At 51.0% G+C, this 19680-nt stretch carries 14 protein-coding genes and 1 pseudogene; 10 read left to right on the top strand and 5 right to left on the bottom strand.

Annotated features, from left to right (window positions below; all coding sequences use genetic code 11):
* Positions 1-204: 204 nt before the first annotated feature.
* From GSF01_RS26935 to GSF01_RS26930, 3 genes and pseudogenes are all read right to left on the bottom strand, one after another.
* A complete protein-coding gene (locus GSF01_RS26935; protein ID WP_159888360.1) occupies positions 205-525 on the bottom strand; it encodes a hypothetical protein in 321 nt (106 codons plus the stop codon).
* Between the two features lie 752 nt (positions 526-1277).
* Positions 1278-1424: an aminoglycoside 6-adenylyltransferase gene (locus tag GSF01_RS30505; protein WP_407945804.1), complete on the bottom strand. Its 147-nt coding sequence runs from the start codon at positions 1422-1424 to the stop codon at positions 1278-1280.
* A 10-nt stretch (positions 1425-1434) separates the two neighbouring features.
* Positions 1435-1809, bottom strand: a pseudogene (locus tag GSF01_RS26930) (aminoglycoside 6-adenylyltransferase); the annotation flags it as partial.
* 270 nt (positions 1810-2079) lie between these two features.
* Here GSF01_RS26930 and GSF01_RS26925 point away from each other — a divergent pair.
* Positions 2080-2427, top strand: a complete 348-nt coding sequence (locus tag GSF01_RS26925; RefSeq protein WP_159888359.1) for a DUF2512 family protein — start codon at positions 2080-2082, stop codon at positions 2425-2427.
* Positions 2428-2503: 76 nt separating this feature from the next.
* Here the strand turns inward: GSF01_RS26925 and GSF01_RS26920 are convergent, their stop codons facing one another.
* The gene (locus GSF01_RS26920) at positions 2504-3349 is read right to left on the bottom strand and encodes an MBL fold metallo-hydrolase (protein WP_159888358.1); all 846 of its coding nucleotides are present in this window, start codon (positions 3347-3349) and stop codon (positions 2504-2506) included.
* 359 nt (positions 3350-3708) lie between these two features.
* On the opposite strand from GSF01_RS26920, the gene GSF01_RS26915 reads away from it, so the two are divergent.
* From GSF01_RS26915 to GSF01_RS26890, 6 genes are all read left to right on the top strand, one after another.
* Positions 3709-3852, top strand: a complete 144-nt coding sequence (locus GSF01_RS26915) for a hypothetical protein (protein WP_159888357.1) — start codon at positions 3709-3711, stop codon at positions 3850-3852.
* 172 nt (positions 3853-4024) lie between these two features.
* Positions 4025-5800 (top strand): sensor histidine kinase, encoded by a 1776-nt coding sequence (locus GSF01_RS26910; RefSeq protein WP_159888356.1) that lies wholly within the window; start codon positions 4025-4027, stop codon positions 5798-5800.
* 53 nt (positions 5801-5853) lie between these two features.
* Positions 5854-6657 (top strand): response regulator transcription factor, encoded by an 804-nt coding sequence (locus GSF01_RS26905; RefSeq protein ID WP_159888355.1) that lies wholly within the window; start codon positions 5854-5856, stop codon positions 6655-6657.
* Positions 6658-6761: 104 nt separating this feature from the next.
* Positions 6762-8120, top strand: coding sequence for an extracellular solute-binding protein (locus GSF01_RS26900; RefSeq protein ID WP_159888354.1), 1359 nt, complete (start codon positions 6762-6764; stop codon positions 8118-8120).
* A gap of 78 nt (positions 8121-8198) precedes the next feature.
* On the top strand, positions 8199-9080 hold the full coding sequence (locus GSF01_RS26895; protein ID WP_159888353.1) for a carbohydrate ABC transporter permease: 882 nt from the start codon (positions 8199-8201) through the stop codon (positions 9078-9080).
* 15 nt (positions 9081-9095) lie between these two features.
* Positions 9096-9932 carry a carbohydrate ABC transporter permease gene (locus GSF01_RS26890; RefSeq protein WP_159888352.1) on the top strand — a complete coding sequence of 279 codons (837 nt, stop codon included), beginning with the start codon at positions 9096-9098 and terminating at the stop codon, positions 9930-9932.
* 143 nt (positions 9933-10075) lie between these two features.
* Here the strand turns inward: GSF01_RS26890 and GSF01_RS26885 are convergent, their stop codons facing one another.
* Positions 10076-13171 (bottom strand): S-layer homology domain-containing protein, encoded by a 3096-nt coding sequence (locus GSF01_RS26885; protein WP_159888351.1) that lies wholly within the window; start codon positions 13169-13171, stop codon positions 10076-10078.
* 349 nt (positions 13172-13520) lie between these two features.
* On the opposite strand from GSF01_RS26885, the gene GSF01_RS26880 reads away from it, so the two are divergent.
* The 3 genes from GSF01_RS26880 to GSF01_RS26870 all read left to right on the top strand — a co-directional run bounded on the left by GSF01_RS26880 (position 13521) and on the right by GSF01_RS26870 (position 19617).
* On the top strand, positions 13521-15851 hold the full coding sequence (locus tag GSF01_RS26880; RefSeq protein ID WP_159888350.1) for an AraC family transcriptional regulator: 2331 nt from the start codon (positions 13521-13523) through the stop codon (positions 15849-15851).
* A gap of 33 nt (positions 15852-15884) precedes the next feature.
* Positions 15885-17501, top strand: a complete 1617-nt coding sequence (locus GSF01_RS26875) for an extracellular solute-binding protein (RefSeq protein ID WP_159888349.1) — start codon at positions 15885-15887, stop codon at positions 17499-17501.
* 460 nt (positions 17502-17961) lie between these two features.
* The gene (locus GSF01_RS26870; RefSeq protein WP_159888348.1) at positions 17962-19617 is read left to right on the top strand and encodes a family 78 glycoside hydrolase catalytic domain; all 1656 of its coding nucleotides are present in this window, start codon (positions 17962-17964) and stop codon (positions 19615-19617) included.
* The last annotated feature ends 63 nt before the right edge of the window (positions 19618-19680 follow it).

Genomic DNA, 19680 nt, shown 5'->3' with positions numbered 1-19680 from the left:
GAAGCCCTGGACCGCTTGCTGCCTTGGTCACCGTCGCTGCCGCTGACCGTACGCGTATTTAAATCATAATCTCATCATAGACAAGCCCACATCCTCTTGCCAAGGTGTGGGCTGTTTGACGCTTACGATCATAGCAATGAGATGGGATGAAATATGGCTCTAGTACGCCGGCAATGTTTCGCTCTCACCGCGTATAAAGTAGCCCTACGCCTGCATCATATACATCCGGCAGTACCCCCCTTGCCGCTTCATTAAGGAATCGTATGTACCCTGCTCGATCAACTCCCCGTTCTTCGGCACCAGGATGTGATCCGCCAGTTTGCAGCATCCGAGACGGTGTGAGAAGAGGAACGTGATTTTGCCGGAGGACAGCTCCGCAAAGCGCTTGAACAGCTCTGAATCTGCCATCGGGTCCCAACAAGGTCTCAAAACCATCGGGAAGTTGATCGATGACTTCTGTAGCGCCGGATCGCGAAGCGGCAGCCTCCAGAACGGCGGGATCCTCAGGCTTAGATAGATCGCCATAGCCTTGACCGGGCTTGATCGTGAACGAAATGTTTTTCAGCACAGGCGCTGGTCTTGACGGGTAGCTGAAGCTCAAATTATGAGGCAATTTCCTTTGTAATTAAAAGCGGTTCGGGGATTTTTCGAAAGGAGAATTATTTTGAAAAGAAACACTCGTAAGCTGTTCCTAATCTTATCTCCACTCCTGATTTGCTTGATAATTGGTATTGTCATAACTTATCTAAGTCTCGAGGATGGTAAATTACTTAATACGCAGAATCTGAGGGAAAATGAATTAAATGCTCAATATAATAAAATTATATTGCAATATGAAGATGCCGATCTTCTAACGTTCAATAATGTTTTTATATAAAGGACAATACAACCTGAACTTACTTCCCAAATCAATTTAGAAAATCCAATCGGTGAAATTACAAAAAAGTATAATTCAAATAAACCTTTTGAAAATCAAATGTCTACCAAACTAGATATTAGCACGAAAGTTTTTTTAGTGAACCATCACCCCGAGCTACTAGCAATTGCTAATTAAAAAAATGAAATCTACTTTTATAAAACAAATAACTAGATATTCAAGATCATTGACTCGACGACTATCCTAACTTTTATGCATCGCTAGTGAATTTATATATAAGAACGTGTAGAGTGGCCGGAGTATTTTACTACTCTGATCAGGCAAGAATCATCTTCTCTACGGATATTTAATCTTAATGTTGATTTTTCTTTCAAAAGCAAACGCCTAAAAGGCGGTCATTTCAATAATTCATATGAGAAGTATAAACATTATCCGTATACTTAGTAACGGCTTCATCGTAATCCGGATACGTATATCCGAGGCTTTCGGATACAGCTTTTGAATATTGTCTAAATAACTCATGACTGCCACATTTCCTGATATCCACTCTCCTAATTATCTAGCAACACTTCAACTAAACCGTCGCTATTGGTGAAGTAAGCCTCCAGTTCATAAGCAGGAATAAGTGTTAGATCTACTTTAGTTCCGTCCTCAAAAAGCATTAAATATGAAAACCAATTGCTTTCCGGTGGAAATAGTTCCATATCCTCAGGTTTTTGCATCATAACACGATTTCCCAAGAATAAAAGCCATTGATCGTTCTCCTTGAAAGAATCAATATCTGTTACAAAGTAAGAGATGTCAAAATCTTGGAATGTATCAGGTGGAATATTTTTGTTTGTACGCGAACCTTCCAAAGTTACCAATCGAATCCTATCATCATTTTTAGCAAAATCTAATAGAACTTTCATCATTTCTTGTTCACTTCTCAATACGGTACTCCTCCACTTCCCATAAATATGCCCCTTTAAGTCATATTTTAACATAGCTTATTTAGGAAAACTGCCGTTAGTTGGAAAACGTGTCGCCAAATACGAGTAGGGAGAAGTATTCGCTCATACATCTTATTTTCTCCATTTGCTGCTTCAGCATGGGATAGGAAGGAGGACACTGGAGACAATAAAACTAAACGAAGTAGATAGGGTGGAGCGGAAAAGAATACTTGCTAAAATAGGACAAACAAACCATGGAAAGGGCGAAGGATGATGAAGCTTTTGCTGAAGTGGATTGTCAATGGAGCAATTGTTGTGTTCATGCTGATGTATGCTGCAGAGAATATTACCATTTGGAATGCATTGGTTACAGCAACAGCCCTAACCCTCATTGCTTACTTTGTTGGAGATCAAATCATTTTGCGTATGACCAATAACCTAATCGCCACTATTTCCGATGGCCTGCTGGCTTTTATATTTCTTTGGGCGGCAGCCAGCTTAATGCGCTGGAATGTTACCACAGGCGAAATTTTCGCTATTGCTATTGTTTTAGGGATTGCGGAGTGGTTTATGCATCGCTACGTTTTTCAACCCCAAGTCAAAGCCCGATCTTATTAGTTCTGTTGCTGCCAAGCACGCTTTCTCGAACCGGAATGTAGCAGGGCCTGAAGACAGGTCCTGCTAGCCATACCTGTTAGTTGACATACCTTCCGTAATCAGGCTTGGCCATTTCATCGAAATGTTCAACCAAAGTATTTAAACTCTCCGTTAGTAATTCACCTGACATTGGCAGTCCATGTCCAGTAACGGCGACCGTTGGTTTTAGTGCCGCTAGCTTAATGACAGATTCCTTGGCGGATTTCCAATCTGTAGTCAAATATCTTGGAGGACCGCTAATTTCTTGTTCTTGTGTTATAACTTTATAGAGGTATTCTTGTTTGACCGTCACAAAAGCATCTCCTGCAATTAACGATTTATCGGTTTCCCTAAATAAGGATACATGACCTGGCGAGTGTCCAGGGGTATGAATCCATTTAAACCCTTGCATAGCAGGTACAGACCCATCGGAAGGCAATGGATGTATATTATTCCCCAGATTAATGGGTTCATTAGGAAACAATGGCGACATTTTTGCTACCATACCGCCTTCAACAGTCGGATCTGGCTCTGGGTAACTCCTATTTCCTGTTAAGAAAGGCAGCTCTAGCTCATGAGCATACACAGGGACTTCCCATCGGTTCACTAACTCAATCACAGCTCCCACATGATCAAAATGTCCATGAGTTAAAATAATCGCCTTTGGACGACTGTTTGCTCCAAAGCGGCTTTCGACAACCGAGATGATTTCCTCGGCCGAATCAGGCATCCCCGCATCAACCAATACAAATTCTGTTGTTTTGGGTTGACCGATCAAATGAATGTTGACTATTTGTATGGTGTGGCTGAACAGGTCCGGTAATACCTCTGTGCCTATCCCGCTCTCAATGGAAGTGACGGGAATGTACTTATAATCACTTCCGTAATTCATTTGCTTGTCCATATCTATCTCCTCCTTGAACTTAGATCTTGATTAGTTTTCCCAATAATGCTAAAGGCTAACAAGATTTTATTTTCTTGCGTACCCTTTTCAACCGTCCAATGCAGGAAAAAACAAATGGATATAGAACTTATCTTTCAATTGAATAGCGTATAGGAGGGAAACGCATGCTGAAGCCAACCAAAACATATAGAATTGCGTAATTACCTTGATACTATATCGGTCATTAACACACATGAACATCATAGCGGGGTGCTTGCTGAAGCAGATCCGTTCATTCGCCAAATATCCGGATATCTATGGTCGGATATGGTTAATGCCGATTTTAACATGCAGAAGGAAGCGTAAGCGGCTTTTCATTAATGGCCCGTGATAATGTAGCGTATGCGCTAAGTGATATGGTTGACATCGGCTGGATCGACCTAGAGGAGGCCAAGCGTCTAGCGTTGGATTGGTTCTTCCATAATCCGAATGAGTTCTACCAATTAGGTCTGAAAGCGAACTGACAAGAACGGAGGATGAACAGCCCTAATCCGATAACAACCGGACTAGGGCTGCTGGAGCTTTGAGAAGTCAACATCTTTACTTTCATCATGGATACTTCTGGAACTATAATAGAAGGCAAGTCTCACTAAATGGCATGAATGTAAATCGATCACAAAAAGGAGCGGGTCGTACATGTGGCGCTGGATAGGGACGTGGAACACGCTGCGCAATCAGATGCTCGCGGGATTCGTGCTGGTGATGCTCATCGTGCTTGTTTCCGCCGGGATCGTGACGTTCAGATCGGTGTCTACGCTATTGAAGGATAAAGCGGGGGACCAGATGAAGCAGACCGCGGTCCAGGCGAACGGGCGGCTCGATGCATTTATCTCGCAGATCGATATGCTGACGCTCCAAGCGGTCAATGATGCGCATATGCAAGCCCTGCTGCTGTCGATGGTACAGGGCGAAGAACTCAGCTTCAGCGACCGGCAATCGTTTAGTCAGATTGCGAATCATATTCAAAATTACAGCAAAGTCAGCAGCGTGGAGGTGTATACGACCGATCAGCTCCGCGTGTATCCGCTGGGCGATCGGAAGCTCACCGATCGTGTGGAGCCAAGCTGGGTCGAACGCGCAGACCGGGGGAAGGGAAGGCTCGTCTGGATAGGCGTCGATCCGAAGGACGACAATTCGGTGCTGGCGATACGGCGCATCGGTCTGTTCGACCGGTGGTTCTCGAACGGGGGATATGTGCTCGTGCGGCTGGACCGGCATGATTTCAACTTCCAGGACCCGGCAGCGGGCTCCGACCACCCCGAGTTCATGCTGCTCGCCGATCAAGCGGGCCGGCCGATCGTGTCAGACGACAGCGTCCAGGCGGACTGGAGCGGCCTTCTGGAGTCGGAGTCGCAGACGGTCACGCTCGCGGATCGTCGCTACCTGCTCGTGAAACAGCAGTCTGAGCAGACGGGCTGGACGCTCATGCTGCTCTACCCGGTGACGGCCATTACGGACGGGATCTCCGTGCTTCGCGTGGCGATCCTTGCCTCGGGTTCGTTTGGGCTCATCTTGTTCGCCATCCTGTCGTTCCTGCTGTCGACGATGATTACTCGGCCGCTTCTGCGGTTGATGAAGGCGATGCGGAATACGCGCCAAGGCGTGCTGACGCCTAACCCTGCGATGACGTATACACTTGAGCTGCGAGACCTCAATACGACCTACAATCACATGGTCGAGAACATGAATGAGCTGATCAAGCTCGTCTACGAAAAGGAGATCATCCAAAGCCGCATTGAGCTGCAGGCGCTTCAGGCGCAGATTAACCCCCATTTCCTGTATAACACGCTGGAGGCTGTCTATTGGTCTCTGCAGGAGAAAGGCGAAGAAGACATGTCCGAGCTGATCATCGACGTGTCCGATTTATTCCGCTATGTGATCGGCGGTCCGAATCAGAGCGAATGGGTCACGCTGCGCGACGAGCTTGACCATGTCGAGCGGTATCTCCGCATCATGGGCGTTCGCTTCGGGGACCGGCTGGATTGGTTGATCGAGGCGGAAGCAGGCCATTCTCATCTTCGACTGCCGAAGCTGCTGATTCAGCCGCTTGTCGAAAATGCGATTCTTCACGGCATTGAAGGCAAGACAGGCAAAGGAATCGTGAAAGTCCGCGTCGAGTTGACGAAGAGCCCTCCGCAGGCGCTGCGAATTACCGTTAGCGATGACGGTCCGGGCATCGGCGAAGAAGCGCTCCAACGCATCAAGGAATCGATGGCACAGGGGGCGGATGAGTTCTCGCGCAAAGGGAGCGGCATGGCGATTTCGAACGTCGAGCGACGGCTGCAACTTTATTATCCGCAGTTGACCACGGCGAATCGGCGGCTGACGATTTCTAGCGCTCCGGGTCGGGGGACAAGCGTCAGCTTCGATATCCCGCTGGAGGAGGAGCAAGAATCGGCATTCGTCTCCTAAAGCTGTTAATAGGCATACCCATTACATTTGTATGAGGAAGGGGGACAAGGAGCATGCAGGGGGTCAAAACTATTCTGGTCGTGGATGACGAGCCGCTCACCCGCGAAGGCATCCGCAAAACGCTCGAGGCCTGGTCGACAGGCCGTTACCATATTATTTGCGCCGCCAACGGTACGGAGGCCATCGAGCTTCTGGAAAGCCGCGCCGTCCATCTTCTCTTAACCGATATTCGCATGCCGGAGGTAAGCGGACTGGAGGTCATGGAGGTCATCCGGAGCAGAGGCCATCGGCCTGTTGCGATCGTCATTTCCGGCTATGCGGATTTTCAATATGCGCAATCGGCTATTCAGCTTGGCGTCGTCAACTATTTGCTTAAGCCGGTACATAAGCGCAAGCTGATTGAAGCTGTAGAGGAAGCGATTCATGCGCAGGAGCAGCGGGAGCGCGTCGAGACGATGGAGAAGCTGGTCGATCCGCTCTTGATGCACGCGAAGGCGGAGACGAAGCAGTACAGCCCACCCATCCGGCAAGCCGTTCAGTTTATCGAGGAGCAGCTGCATGAGCCGCTTGGCATGAGCGACATCGCAGCGCAAATTCATCTGAACCCGAGCTACTTCAGCTCCCTATTTAAAGAACAGACCGGCCTTACCTTCAGCGAATACGTCACAAGGAAGCGGCTGCAGAAGGCGAAAGAGCTGCTCGTCCAAACGAGGATTCCCGTTGCCGACATCTCGGATAGGGTGGGCTATCAGACGGCGAAATATTTTATCAAGCTGTTCAAGGATTACGAGGGAATAAGCCCGACTCAATACCGGAAGCAAACGGCTGTAACCGGGGAAGAGGACTGGAAAATCTAAAAATCGTGGAATTTTTCCCGAACGCTGTGCCCTCCTGCCGTCTATTTGTAAGCGTTATAATTACCTTTGCAGGAATAAATTGATGTCAGGGGGACGAGGTTGATATGGATAAAAGAACGCTTACATGGACGTTAACCGCTATGCTGAGCTCTGCGCTTGTGCTTTCGGGCTGTTCCGGCTCGAATACCGCAACGAACGGCAGCGGGGGCGCGTCATCTTCACCAGGCAGCACCCCGGCGGGAGCCGCCGCACCGGAGAAGAAGGTCACCATCAAGCTGATGCACCTGTGGCCGGCCGGCAGCTCGGCGACCCAGAACAAAATTGTAAACGATATCATCAAAGACTATACAGCGGCGAATCCGAACGTGACGATTGATCAGGAAGTGCTGGAGAACGAGCAGTACAAAAGCAAAATGAAGGTGCTCTCGGCTTCCAACAAGCTGCCGGACATCGGCTTCACCTGGGCGGCCGGCTATATGGAGCCGTATGTAAAAGGCGATATGTTCGCACCTCTCGACGACCTCCTCCAAGGCGAGCTGAAGGACAAATTCGTCAATGGGACGACCGATGCTTATGCATTTGGCGGCAAAACGTATGCGCTGCCGGTCGAGCTGAATATTGTGCCGGTGTACTACAACAAGGCGATCTTCGCCAAGTACAATCTGCAGCCGCCCAAGACGTACGACGAATTTAAACATATCGTCAAAACGCTCAGCTCCAACGGCGTCGCGCCGATCGCGCTCGGCAACAAGGATCGCTGGACCGGCTCGCTCTGGTACATGTACCTGGCTGACCGCGTCGGCGGACCGGAGACGCTGAAGAAGGCGATTGACCGCTCCGGCACCTTCAACGATCCAAGCCTCATTCGGTCGGCTGCCGAAGTCGCCAGTCTCGTGGATATGAATGCGTTCAATAAAGGCTTCAACGGCCTCTCGAATGACGAAGGCAAAGCGGAGTTCATGAACAGCAAAGCCGCGATGTACCTGATGGGTACGTGGGAGCTGCCGAACTATACGACGAATAAAGACGTTCCCCAAGCGTTCAAGGATCAGATAGGCTTCTTCAAATTCCCGACGGTAGACGGCGGCAAAGGCAATGTCGAGAGCTGGGTAGGCGGACCGGGCGTCGGGCTGTACGTCTCCAAGAACTCGCAGGTGCAGGACGAAGCGAAGAAATTTGTCAGCTACTTCGTACAGAAGTGGGGCGACAAAGCGATCACCGAGGCCGGAGTCATCCCCGCAACGAAGGTCGATACGTCGAAGGTGAAGCTGCCGGATATGTACATAGACCTGCTGAACGAGCTGAATAAAGCGAGCAGCATCACCCTGTTCGCCGATGTGCAGATGAAGCCTGCTTCCGCAGAGGTTCACCTCAACATGATTCAAGCGCTGTTCGGCAAAGCGGTCACGCCGGAAGACTTCGCGAAGAACCATGAGGATGCGCTAGCCAAGGAAGCGAAGTAATCCGCGAGAGGAGCAAGGGCATATCTTGTTCAGAGGATATGTCCTTGTTTCTGTCCATAGAAGGGAGTGAGAGAGCAGATGGATAAAGTGATGTCGAATAAAAAAATAATCGCATTGTACGTCATCCCTTCGCTGCTTCTCGTGGTTACGCTTATTTACATACCGATCGTTATGACCGGCTACTACGGTCTGATGGAATGGGACGGCGTCGGGAAAATGAGCTTCATCGGCCTTAACCACTACGCCGAATTGCTGCAGGACAAGTTGTTTTGGGAGAGCGTCAAGCACTCCTTCCTGCTAGCCGTCTTTTCCGCTATTAGCCTGCTCCTCTACTTGGCTGTTTCGCTTGTGCTGTCCGCGCCAATCCGCGGCACGAATTTTTTTCGCAAGGTGTACTTGATTCCGATGCTGCTGTCCTCGGTGGCCATCGCGCAGTTATGGCTGAAAATTTTCCATCCGACAAGCGGTGTCCTGAACCTCATGCTGTCGTCGCTGGGAGTCGAGCAGCCGCCGGAATGGTTGTCCGATACGTCGATCGTGCTGTATGCGATCTTTGTCCCCATTCTTTGGCAGTATGCCGGGTTCTACATTCTCATTTACTATGCGGCATTGAAAAATGTGCCCGCCTCGCTGATCGAGTCCGCGCGCATCGACGGCGCCGGCCCGCTGCGTCTTGCCATGTCGATCCGCATCCCGTTGATTGCCGAGGTGTTCAAGGTAACGGTTGTGCTGGCGGTGGTCGGGTCGCTGAAGTATTTCGATCTGATCTACGTCATGACGGGCGGAGGCCCGAACGGGGCGAGCGAGGTTATGGCCTCCTATATGTATCGCAAAGCGTTCCGGGGCTACGACTTTGGGTACGCGAGCGCGATTGCCTTTTTCCTGCTCGTGATCTGCCTGGTCATGACCTGGCTTATTCGCAGGGCGACAGCCGCCAAGGACGACATTCAATATTCGTAATCAGGAGGAGTTCCAATGACAAGAGTATCTGCAAGGATCGGCTATGGCGTGCTCTATGCCGTCCTGACGGTCGTAGCCGCCATCCAGGTGCTTCCCCTCCTCTGGCTGTTTTTGTTCTCGCTGAAAAATAATGAGGAAATCTTCAACCTCGCTCCTTTCGCGCTTCCGGAGAGGCTGCGATGGGAAAATTATGCGAAGGTGTGGGACCAGGGGAATATCAGCAGCTATTTTGCAAACAGTGTCTGGATCACGGTGGCGGCGGTTGTGGGGACGGTGCTGCTTGCCAGCTTCGTCACCTTCACGGTTACGCGGATGAGCTGGAAGCTCCGCTCTCTCACGCTGGGCCTATTCATGGTTGGACTTATGATTCCGGTGCATTCGACTCTTATTCCGCTCTTCAGTCTCTTTACGAAAGCGAATTTGATCGATAATCCGCTGTCGATTCTGCTGACCTATATCGCCTTTAATCTGCCCATTACGATCATGATCCTGATGGGCTTCTACTACACGCTCCCGCGCGAGGTGGAAGAGGCCGCGATCATGGACGGCTGCTCCGTGAACCGCTTGTTTTTCAGCATCACGCTGCCTATGACCGCTTCGGTTATGTCGACGGCGGTTATCATTAATATGATTTATAATTGGAACGAATTTATTTTTGTGAATACGTTCATTAGCTCCGATGAGCATAAAACATTAACGGTTGGCGTGCAGAACTTTATCGGCCAGTACACGACAGACTGGGGGGCGATCGGAGCTACGCTGATGATCAGCATTCTGCCGATTCTCCTTGCGTTCGTGCTGCTGAGCAACCGGATCGTTGAAGGTATTGCGGCGGGAGCGGTGAAGGGATAAGGCCGAGAGGCGAAGCATATCCGATGACACCAATGACAACAGCTATCGGTTGGATAGGGAACAAAACCTTCTTTAATGACCCTGATGAGACGGACAGGGAATTAAAGAAGGTTTTATTGGCGTACGATGGATGCTAGCTTTTTTTACTTCATTATTCCTTGAAGGAACATCGTCAACAGCTTCGCGGCCTCCGCTCTTGTTGCAAGGCCCTGCGGGTCAAACTGCTGATTGCCCTTGCCGACAATGAAGCCCGCTTGATGCAAGGCGCTGACGGCATCAGCCGCCCAAGAGCTGATCTGCTGCCGGTCGGTAAAGCCGGCGTCATCGACAGCGACTGGCAAGGTATAGCCGGTCAGATCGGCAAACCTGCTTAGCATGACGGACAATTCTTCGCGGCTGATCGGGGCATTCGGCCGGAACTGCTGATTGGCATCCCCTTGGATTAGGTTATGCTTGGAACCCCAAGCGACATATGGCATATACCAATCGTTTGCTTGGACATCGGCGAATACCGAAGATGAATCGCTGGATACATCGGCATGAGCGAGGCCCGCCAGCATTTTGGAAAATTCGGCTCGCGTGATGCTGGCATCGGGAGCGAACGTGTTGTCGCCGGCGCCGGTTGCGATGCCGCGCGCAGCCAGGTAAGACGTATAGCTGCTAGCCCAGTGCCCTGGCGTGTCATCGAAGCTCACTTGGTTATAGCTTACGGCATAGGCGCCGAGCTGATCGGTCCGGAAGCGAGCCTGTCCATCACGCTGGCTAAAGCCTGATTGCGGGAGAATACGAGCCTGACCATGGGTATCGATTTCGCTGATGACAAGCGCCGTCAAGTCTTCCCCTTGCGCCGGCTGATACGGGATGCGAATCTCGATGCTGTTGCCGTCCAAGCGGGCGATGGAGGAAGCCCCGGATTGAACGGTTACCTTCAGCGCCGGCCTCTTGCCGATCAGGCGTTTGGCTTCGGCAGCGAAAGCTGCTGTGTCCGCTGAAGCGAGCTCGATCTGGATCTGCTCTCCCGCTGCATGGTTCAAGCTCTCCCACGCGGCTTTGCCAAACAGCAGACTTCCGAACGGGGTTGTAATGACGACTTCCTTCGCTTTGCTATTCGACAGCTTGACAATCGCTTCTTTGGAAAGGGTGAGCGCTGCCGATTTCGCCTGTCCTGTGACGGTTACTTTCAGTTCTGCTACCAGTTGATCACTCTTCTCAGGCAAGGAATTGATCTTATTCAGCAAATCGCTTAGCTGGGAAGCTTCTACTCTCGCCATGGCTCTCCCGCTAGCGTCCACTGCTGCAGGAACCGATAGGATTAGCTTATTCGGCTCGACAACGGCTGGCAACGTACTCTCACCAGCTGGCTTTGTATCCACGGACGGCGCAGATGCGCCTGGCGAAGAAGAACCTTCCGTGCTTGAGGATGGCGACGATTCATCGTCAAACGTTACCTGAATACGATCGGACTGATAGCTAAGCTTCGCTTTGTACGAGCTTGGCAAGCCTGCTGTTTCAACAGAGGCGAACTGTCCGGTCCGCTGCTCCTTGCCATGGGTCATGATGGTGATTGCGCCGCCAGGCACGTAATGATCCGTAAATTTCAGAAGCAATTTGCCGTTCGCACGGACCGCACCTTGGATATCAAGCAGATCGCTAGCGCTGCTAAGGCTCAGCTCGAGCGTACCTCCTGCAGACTGCGTATAATCCCCTCCGATGATCATCCTGCCGGAAACTTGTTTAACCAGGCTTCCCTCGTTAACGGTCACATCGCCTGTTCCGAATGCCGTCTGGGACTCGCCTACGAGCGTGCCTCCGTTTATCTGCGTGCCGCCGGAATAGGAGTTGCTGCCCTGTAGCTTGAGCGTTCCCGATCCCGCTTTGGTCAGCTTGCCCGTGCCGGAAATATCGTTCCGCCAGCGATCGCTAGCATGGAAGCCGACTTGGTATGCGTCCATGGTCACCGTCACATCTTGGTTGAAGGCGCCATACCCGTCAGCGGCAGCAAAGAGATTCAGCCTGCCCCAGCCCTCGGGGTCATCCAGCACAGGATAACCGGAAGGAAGGCCGGTGGTCGCCAGAACCTCCCGGCGCTGCGTGTCCACCAGGTAAGGCAGACGGGTTTCCAGCAGCACCTCGGCGCCCTTCGGCACCGTTACCGGCTTGGTTGCAGCACCAATCGGGCTGAAGCCGTAGGTCAAACGCTCCGTATATTGCGCTTTATTCTGGGCATAATCGCTGAACCGATCCTCTGCCGTACCGGTTTGCGTGAGCAGCTTCGCGTGCGCTTCCTCATAAGCGGCCTTCTTCACGACCGCATGGTCCGGATCGGCCAGGATGGCAGCCGACAGTGCCGTCGCCATTACCCTTCCGCCCATCACATCCAGGGGAGAGTGCATGCCGGATACGACCCGGCTGTGACCCATTTCCGATGCCCGCGTCAGCAGCTCCTGGAAGCGCTCCGGCACAGCGTAGGCCATCGCGAACGCGCTTAGATAAGAGGCATTCGTGTGTCCGCTCGGAAAGCCGCCGTCTGTTTCGGGTGTCTTACTTATGGCAGGCACCAGAGAGGGAACGATAACCGGCGTGTCGGCCCAGCGGAACGGGCGTTTATAGCTATAGAAATTTTTTGCCGGATTCGTGGACGAATAGTTGCCGCGCAAGGTTTTGACCAATGTCACGATCCGGCCGAGCTCCGAGTCCGGGTCGCCGGCGTCTGTTCCGCCATCATCGTATTTTTTTGTGGTAGCGTCGTCCGGGATGTCATTGATCGTCGTCGTGGCGCCCGCCTTCGCGCGATACACATCGGTGAGCGAGCCAAGGCCCTCGATGGCGCCGTAGCTTTGCTTTCTGCGGTCATCGTAATAGGCCGCCTCGGCTTCGGCCGGGGTTCGGGTGGCGGCAATGTCGACCACCTTCTGAATATTGGCGTCGAGGACGCCGCTGTTCAGCTTGGTACCGTTATCCCAGGAGCTTCCGGGCGTCCACAGCTCCAAAAATGGAGATAGCACGCCGATGGCCGGGTTGGAAGCGACTGAGCTGTTCGCCGCTTGATTACCTTTATACGTATCGATGAAATGCCCCCAGTCCGGCGTTGATGGCAGCTCAATAGCCGAATATACTTCAGGAGCCGGTTGCGCCGATGTGGCTGGTCTGTCTGCTGCAGCGCTAGCGATTTGTGCCGGAATCGTATTAAGCAGCAGGGCAAGGCTTAGCGCAGCGGATAAGGTTTTTTTTGTGTTCATGTGTAAGTGCCTCCCTCTCAATCTCTTAGTTTATCGTCGATTCGTATTGTTATTGTCGCTATGTCAGCATTCTCTTCCATCACCCTTCTCCAAGCAAATTGAGGTACGACATCAATCTAGCATTCGGGGAGATGCGCCTCAATAGAACAATTTCCACATGATATAAAAATCGTACGGTCCGGGACGATGCATAGGGTTTCGGGCCCGTCGCTCCTGATACGTCACCCAGGATGCGAAGAGCAGAATCGGCATGAGTGCGATTGTCCGGGCGTGCTGTTAAGTTTCTGTAAATGGACCAAACCCTTCATTTTGATGATGTATAATTGGAAGATGGAAGGAAGGGAAAGAGATGAAAGTGATGAGAAGGATGAACACCGTGTTTGCCAACTTGGCCATTTCTTATCTGACGATCGTCATTATCGTCGTTCTCTTGCTGTGTTCCATATTCTATATGATCGTCCCTCGAAACTATAACGAAGAAATCCGAAGCAAGAACCAGCTGATGCTAAAAAACGCGGCCCATACTATGGAATCTGCCGTTGTCGAGCGGGTCAATAAGATTTATTTGGATATGACACTCGGAAAGACGCTGAATATCGACGCGGCGAGGGGTTCTTTTCAAGGACAAACCAGTACCATCCTTGATATTCAGGATCTGTTGAAGCAGAAGGTCATTACGAATTCGGACCTTGTGCATGCGATTCATTTGTACTATCCGGGCACTGACGTCATGATCTCCTCCCTGTACGGGCTGAAATACGGGGTTGATACGCGCAGTGAAGTCTACCAAACGATGGGGTGGATCGACAGGCTGCAGCGTGCCAAGAGCAGCTATCTGTGGACCGAGCCGCGCATGGTGCCCCAGGATATCTATGCGAGCGTTTCCGGCAGTAACAGGAAGGAGCCGCTCATTACGTATGCCCATAGCTATCCGTTCAATTCGGCGGGCGAAGGCTCCGACCTGATGATCGGTATCGATATCAAAGAATCCGCTTTTAGCGGCATTCTCCGGCAAATGATGCCAGCTGACTATCCAAACACCTACCTGATCGATCAGCAGGGAACCGTGATGTCGGCGGCAGATAAAACTTTACTCGGGGGCAGGGCCGCAGAGCCTGCACGAATCGCAAACATGCTTGCCTCCCAAGCCGATGCGCAAAGCTACAACGAAACTATCGAGGATACCGACTATGTCGTATCCCACCATAAACTTCCGTCCACCGGGTGGAAAATCTACAATGTCATTCAGGAAAACAGCTTCTATGAAAAGTCCATCGTGTTGCAGAAGGTCATCTTGCTTATCTGCTTGCTCGCCATCCTCATTGGCATGGTTCTCTCCGGTGTTTTCACCGTCGTCAGCTATTCTCCGATCAAGCGGTTAATGAGCAAAATTAAAGGCTTGTTCGACCATCCTTCCGAAACCCGGCATAATGAGTACGCGCTGATCGATACGGCCATTCATAAGCTGAGCAGCAAGGTAAGCAGCCTGGAGGAGACGCTTCAGGCCAATAAACCGGTGATCAAGCACAATGTCGTGCTGAATATGCTCCGAAACGGCTACAAGGCCGATGAGCTGGAAGAACAGCTCTTATCGCTGAACTTATCGATGGACTTCTCCAGCTATTGCTGCATGGTGATCGACCCGGTAAGCAAAGGCTTCAGGGAGCTTGGCTCCAAGGCGAATCAGTATGCCATGTACAAGCTGATCAATCAATTGGAAGCAGCCGGTATGGAGGAAGCGCACTTGATTGCGGAAGAGCTGCCGGATCGCAAAATTGTCGTGATTGTATGTGCGCATCATCCGAAAGACGCCTTGCTGGAGTCAATATCGAACCAGATTTTAGTAGATGTCAAGGCTCAGTTTGGGCTTGATTTTAAAATCGCATGGGGCATATGGGAAGATGAATGGACTGGGGTGCATCGAAGCTTTGCCGCCGCGCAGATTTTGATTAAATACGGTTTTTTCTTCCCGGAAGCTTCGATTATTCGGGAATTCAGCCTGTTGAACCGGGAACATAGCCATCTGGAAATCCCGCAATCCGTTCTATTGAAATTTAAAGAAAAGCTGCAAGCCAGAAGTTTGGATGGCGTGACCGTCGCGATCGACAATTTATTGAGAGAATTGAAGGAAGGCACGTATGCGGCGGATTACGGTCAATTTATGCTCAGGCATATGATCTCGATGTACGCCGATTTTTTGAAAAACACGAGGTTTAAGCATGCCGGTCCCTTTCAGATCGATGTATACAAGCAATACCATTCCATCTATGACATCCATAACTTCCGGGAATGGCTGGTTTCGTCCATAGCCGAGTGTTACGGCCATCTGGAGAAGCGCAGTGACGAGCGGGCCATGGATAGCATAGAAGCTGTCAAACATTATATCTGCTCGCACCTATCGGAAGATCTTTCGCTGGACGCGGTTGCGGCGAAGGTCTTTTTAAGCCCGAAATACCTGAGCAAAATTTTCAAGGAAGAAACGGGAATCGGCTATACGGAGTTCGTCACGCAGAAACGGATGGAGGGGGCACTGGAGCTGATGAAGAATAACAGCCTGACCGTTGAGCAGATTGCGAGTGCTGTCGGTTATGGAACACCGGCCTACTTTATTAAAAAGTTTAAGGAAATGAATGGATGCACGCCTAAACATTATGTCCGGAGTATGTTGAAGCACGGGTAGCCATTTCTTTACTAGGAAAGGTCAGGCTCGCTTATGAAAATGGTTCTTAGTCGCCGATGGGAGCTTATCCTGCTAGGATTGGCTCTTCTATTAACGGCTTGCCGTGCGTCAGATGAACAGAAACTGGAGGTCGAGGTCTCTTCGGATTCACCGGAACTCACGCAGGACAAGCGGTATAAAATTTCGTGGACGATGCACCTGAATGAGGCGGTCCCCGAGGATGCGGAAATGATTCGGGTTCTGGAAGAGAAATTCAATGTGGATCTGGATATTTGGAATCTTGAAAATACAAACTATGAAGCGCTGCTGGATCTCAAGCTGGCACAGGGCGAAATCCCCGACCTGTTCCGAATCCGGCAGTCGTATGATCTCCTGAAGTACCGGAATCAGCATGTGCTCGCCGAAATCCCGCAGGGCATGCTGGAGCGATATGCGCCGAACCTGACCCGGGTCATCCATGCCTATGCTCCGGGATATATGGAATATGGTCGGATTGAAGGGAAACAGTATGGCATTCCGGTTGTCAATGCGACCAATCAATACCGGGTTCCCGTTGTGTACAGAGAGGATTGGCTGAAGGAGCTTGGCCTTCAGCCTCCCGCAACCTTGGCGGAGTTCGAGAAGGTGATGTATGCCTTCACCCGCGATGATCCGGATCGCAACGGCAGGCACGATACGTATGGCCTCTCTAGCGAAGGGATGAACGTTGTATTCGGCGCGTTCGGACAGATGGTGTTCACCGAGCAGCTATATTTTGCGGAAAAGGATCAACGTCTCGTCATCGGGGCGCTAGAGCCGGAGATGAAAGAAGCGCTCCGGTATTTGCAAAAGTGGTATAGAGACGGCGTCATTGATCCCGAGTTCGTCACCGGCGAAAACATGGGCGGCTATAAGCACTTGTCCCATGCCTTTATTCATGGCCGAGTCGGGATGACCTCGATGGGCAACTACTATCACTGGGTTCAAGCCGGCGACTATAACGTTGTAGGCGACAAAGGCGAAGAGGTTCCGGTCGAAGCGGCGTTCAATGCGTTAGAGCTTATCCGAAAGAACGACAAGGCCAGGATCACCTTCGGACAACCCGTGACCGGACCGCTTGGAAAGAGCGGATCCAAGGCCTATGACAGGCTGATGAGCTATACGGCTATCGGGGCACATGCGATAAACGAGCCCGGAAAGCTGGCCAAAATTCTCGAAATTCTCGATTATGTCAGCGCGAACCCTGATCTGGAAGCGAACATGACGATGAAATACGGAATCCAAGGACAGCATTGGAAGTGGGCCGGACCTGCTAAGGACGATGTCGTCATCCTGCCGCCGTTTGACAAGAGGGTCAATTATACAAATCACATCGGCGCCAATATCGGCATGATGGTTCCAGAGCCGCCTAAAGGCCGGAGGGAGAAATGGGCCTCCACGCTTGGGCTGGATAAGCATGGGGTTTACAATGCTTTGAAGGTTTCCTTACCTTCCCTAAATCAGTACAGTCCGGACCTGATCAAGCTTCGCAACAAGGCTTATATGTCCATCATTACGGGGGATATGCCCGTCGATTATTTTGATGTGTTCGTCAAGGCGTTTATGGAAGCGGGCGGCGAGCAGGTTTTGAAGGAAGCGAATCACTGGTACGGAAGTTCTTCGAAAGAGTGAATGGTGCGTTCGCCGGCTGAAGGAAGAATGGGGTTGAATATTTGCTAAATGGAGGATCACGGGCTCGCAGAGCCATTGTCATTAAGTTAGGGTACAGAGCCAAAAATAAAGAAAAAGAGCAGGTTATCGAAAGATAGCCCGCTCTTTTTTTTGCCCGAAAATGAACGATGTTGAAGCGCTGATTCGCAAAAACATTTTGCCGATTCGACCCATTCGCCCAGGGCAGAAGAATACGCGCAAAATTCGCTCTTTTTGTTTATACGTGTAATGAGGATGCGCTGACGATCAGTGGATAAGTGCTGTAACAAACAAAATACCGCTTTTTTTTATACATGGAACCTTCATTTTTTCGATTATCACGTTAGGGCCTACATGATATAGTTCAAATGTAGAAAGGAATGAAAGCGCAATCTTCTTCCTTCCCTTATAGTCCATAAGAACTTGCTGAGGTGAAAGCACGATGAAATCTACCAGACGAAGGTTCTTTCCGAACCGTCAGCTCTATGCCATGCTGCTCCCGAATTTGGTCCTGTTCGTGGGTTTAACGGTGTATCCGATTATTTGGTCCTTACGGTATATGCTTTACGATTATGACGGTATTCAAAACGTGATTCGATTGGCGGAAGGTCACTATTTGATCGATTTCGGTCATGAAATTACCGGACAATTCGAGCTGAAAGCCTGCGGAGAGCCGGGGCAGCAGATAGAGCTGCGCTTCGGGGAGGAGCTGCAGCAGGGAGGACGTTCCGTCAGATATGATATGCGCTGCAACTGTACTTACGTGGAAACCTGGACCTTATCGGGTCAAGAGGACACGCTTGAGCCTTACGAGTATAAAGCGTTCCGATATGTGGAGCTGATCGGGCCCGCAGGGGTCATGCGAGAGGACAGCTTTGCTGCCATCGTCCGGCACTACCCGCTGGACGAAGCCGCATGCCGCTTCGATTCGAAGGACCGGATGCTGAAGCAAATCTGGGACATGTGCAAGCTGGGCGTTCAACTTTGCGCGCAGGAGAACTACGTCGACTGTCCTACCCGTGAGAAGGGGCAGTATCTGGGCGACAACACGATTATAGGTCACACTCATATGTATATAAGCGGAGATATGCGCTTGTTTAAAAAGGCGATCCGCGACTTTGCGCGATCGGTAGAGGTATGCCCTGGGCTGCTCGCAGTTGCCCCGGGCAATTTCATGCAGGAGATTGCAGACTTCTCGCTCCAATGGCCGATGCAGCTCCTAACCTATTATCAGCACAGCGCCGACCGCGAGTTCCTTGAGGAGATGTACCCCATCGCCGAGGGCATCCTCGCGTATTTCAAGAAATACGCCCGGGAGGACGGGCTTCTCGAAAACGTCAAGGAAAAATGGAATCTGGTCGATTGGCCGGATAATTTACGGGACGGCTACGATTTCCCTTTAACCCGGCCGGTAAGCGACGGCTGTCATAATGTGATCAATGTGTTTTATTACGGCTGCATCCAAACCGTTCAAGCGATTCGTGACATCTTGAACATTCCTTATGAGGATGAGCTGCAGACCCTGAAGCAAGCCTTTGCCAACGCCTTTTACCGTCCGGAAACGAAGCTGTTCGCGGATGCTGTACAATCGGACCATAGCTCGCTTCACGCGAATATTTTCCCGCTGTTGTTTGATATGGCTCCTTCCGACTCGATTGACACTCTAGTTTCCTTGATCGCTGAGAAAAGACTAAGCTGTGGCGTGTACATGTCCTATTTCCTTCTTAAAGCACTCGCTGCTCACGGGAAGACCGAGCTGGAGTACGAACTGATCACGTGTGAGGACGAGCGCTCCTGGGTGAACATGGTGCGAGAAGGGGCGACCTCGTGCTTTGAAGCTTGGGGGAAGGAGCAGAAATGGAACACCAGCTTATGTCATGGATGGGCCAGCTCTCCGATTCCTGTACTGATTGAACACATCCTTGGGCTCACGCCATCGAAGCCGGGCTGGACGGAGCTGCGGTTCGCTCCTCGCATTCCGGAAGGGATGCAAGCGTTCAGTCTGGAGTTCCTGACTGTTAGCGGACCGATTCGGATTGAATACTCCGATGGCAGGCTCTTCTTAGAGGCAGCTGAAGGGATTACTGTTGTCGAGTAGCATGCCTTAGATTGAGCTCTGAAAACCTTCTTTAATGACCCTGATTTTATGAGCGGGGAATCG

It is taken from the genome of Paenibacillus puerhi (assembly GCF_009846885.1).
In the GTDB taxonomy this organism is placed as follows: Bacteria; Bacillota; Bacilli; order Paenibacillales; family NBRC-103111; genus Paenibacillus_G; species Paenibacillus_G puerhi.
Note: the sequence above shows the minus strand (reverse complement) of the source record. Positions and strands in the feature narration are given on the sequence as shown.

What these genes read in the sequence shown, in the direction of transcription:
- GSF01_RS26935 (WP_159888360.1), bottom strand. Translation starts at nt 525, where the DNA reads ATGGCGATCTATCTAAGCCTGAGGATCCCGCCGTTCTGGAGGCTGCCG.
- GSF01_RS26925 (WP_159888359.1), top strand. Translation starts at nt 2,080, where the DNA reads ATGATGAAGCTTTTGCTGAAGTGGATTGTCAATGGAGCAATTGTTGTG.
- GSF01_RS26920 (WP_159888358.1), bottom strand. Translation starts at nt 3,349, where the DNA reads ATGGACAAGCAAATGAATTACGGAAGTGATTATAAGTACATTCCCGTC.
- GSF01_RS26915 (WP_159888357.1), top strand. Translation starts at nt 3,709, where the DNA reads ATGGCCCGTGATAATGTAGCGTATGCGCTAAGTGATATGGTTGACATC.
- GSF01_RS26910 (WP_159888356.1), top strand. Translation starts at nt 4,025, where the DNA reads ATGTGGCGCTGGATAGGGACGTGGAACACGCTGCGCAATCAGATGCTC.
- GSF01_RS26905 (WP_159888355.1), top strand. Translation starts at nt 5,854, where the DNA reads ATGCAGGGGGTCAAAACTATTCTGGTCGTGGATGACGAGCCGCTCACC.
- GSF01_RS26900 (WP_159888354.1), top strand. Translation starts at nt 6,762, where the DNA reads ATGGATAAAAGAACGCTTACATGGACGTTAACCGCTATGCTGAGCTCT.
- GSF01_RS26895 (WP_159888353.1), top strand. Translation starts at nt 8,199, where the DNA reads ATGGATAAAGTGATGTCGAATAAAAAAATAATCGCATTGTACGTCATC.
- GSF01_RS26890 (WP_159888352.1), top strand. Translation starts at nt 9,096, where the DNA reads ATGACAAGAGTATCTGCAAGGATCGGCTATGGCGTGCTCTATGCCGTC.
- GSF01_RS26885 (WP_159888351.1), bottom strand. Translation starts at nt 13,171, where the DNA reads ATGAACACAAAAAAAACCTTATCCGCTGCGCTAAGCCTTGCCCTGCTG.
- GSF01_RS26880 (WP_159888350.1), top strand. Translation starts at nt 13,521, where the DNA reads ATGAAAGTGATGAGAAGGATGAACACCGTGTTTGCCAACTTGGCCATT.
- GSF01_RS26875 (WP_159888349.1), top strand. Translation starts at nt 15,885, where the DNA reads ATGAAAATGGTTCTTAGTCGCCGATGGGAGCTTATCCTGCTAGGATTG.
- GSF01_RS26870 (WP_159888348.1), top strand. Translation starts at nt 17,962, where the DNA reads ATGAAATCTACCAGACGAAGGTTCTTTCCGAACCGTCAGCTCTATGCC.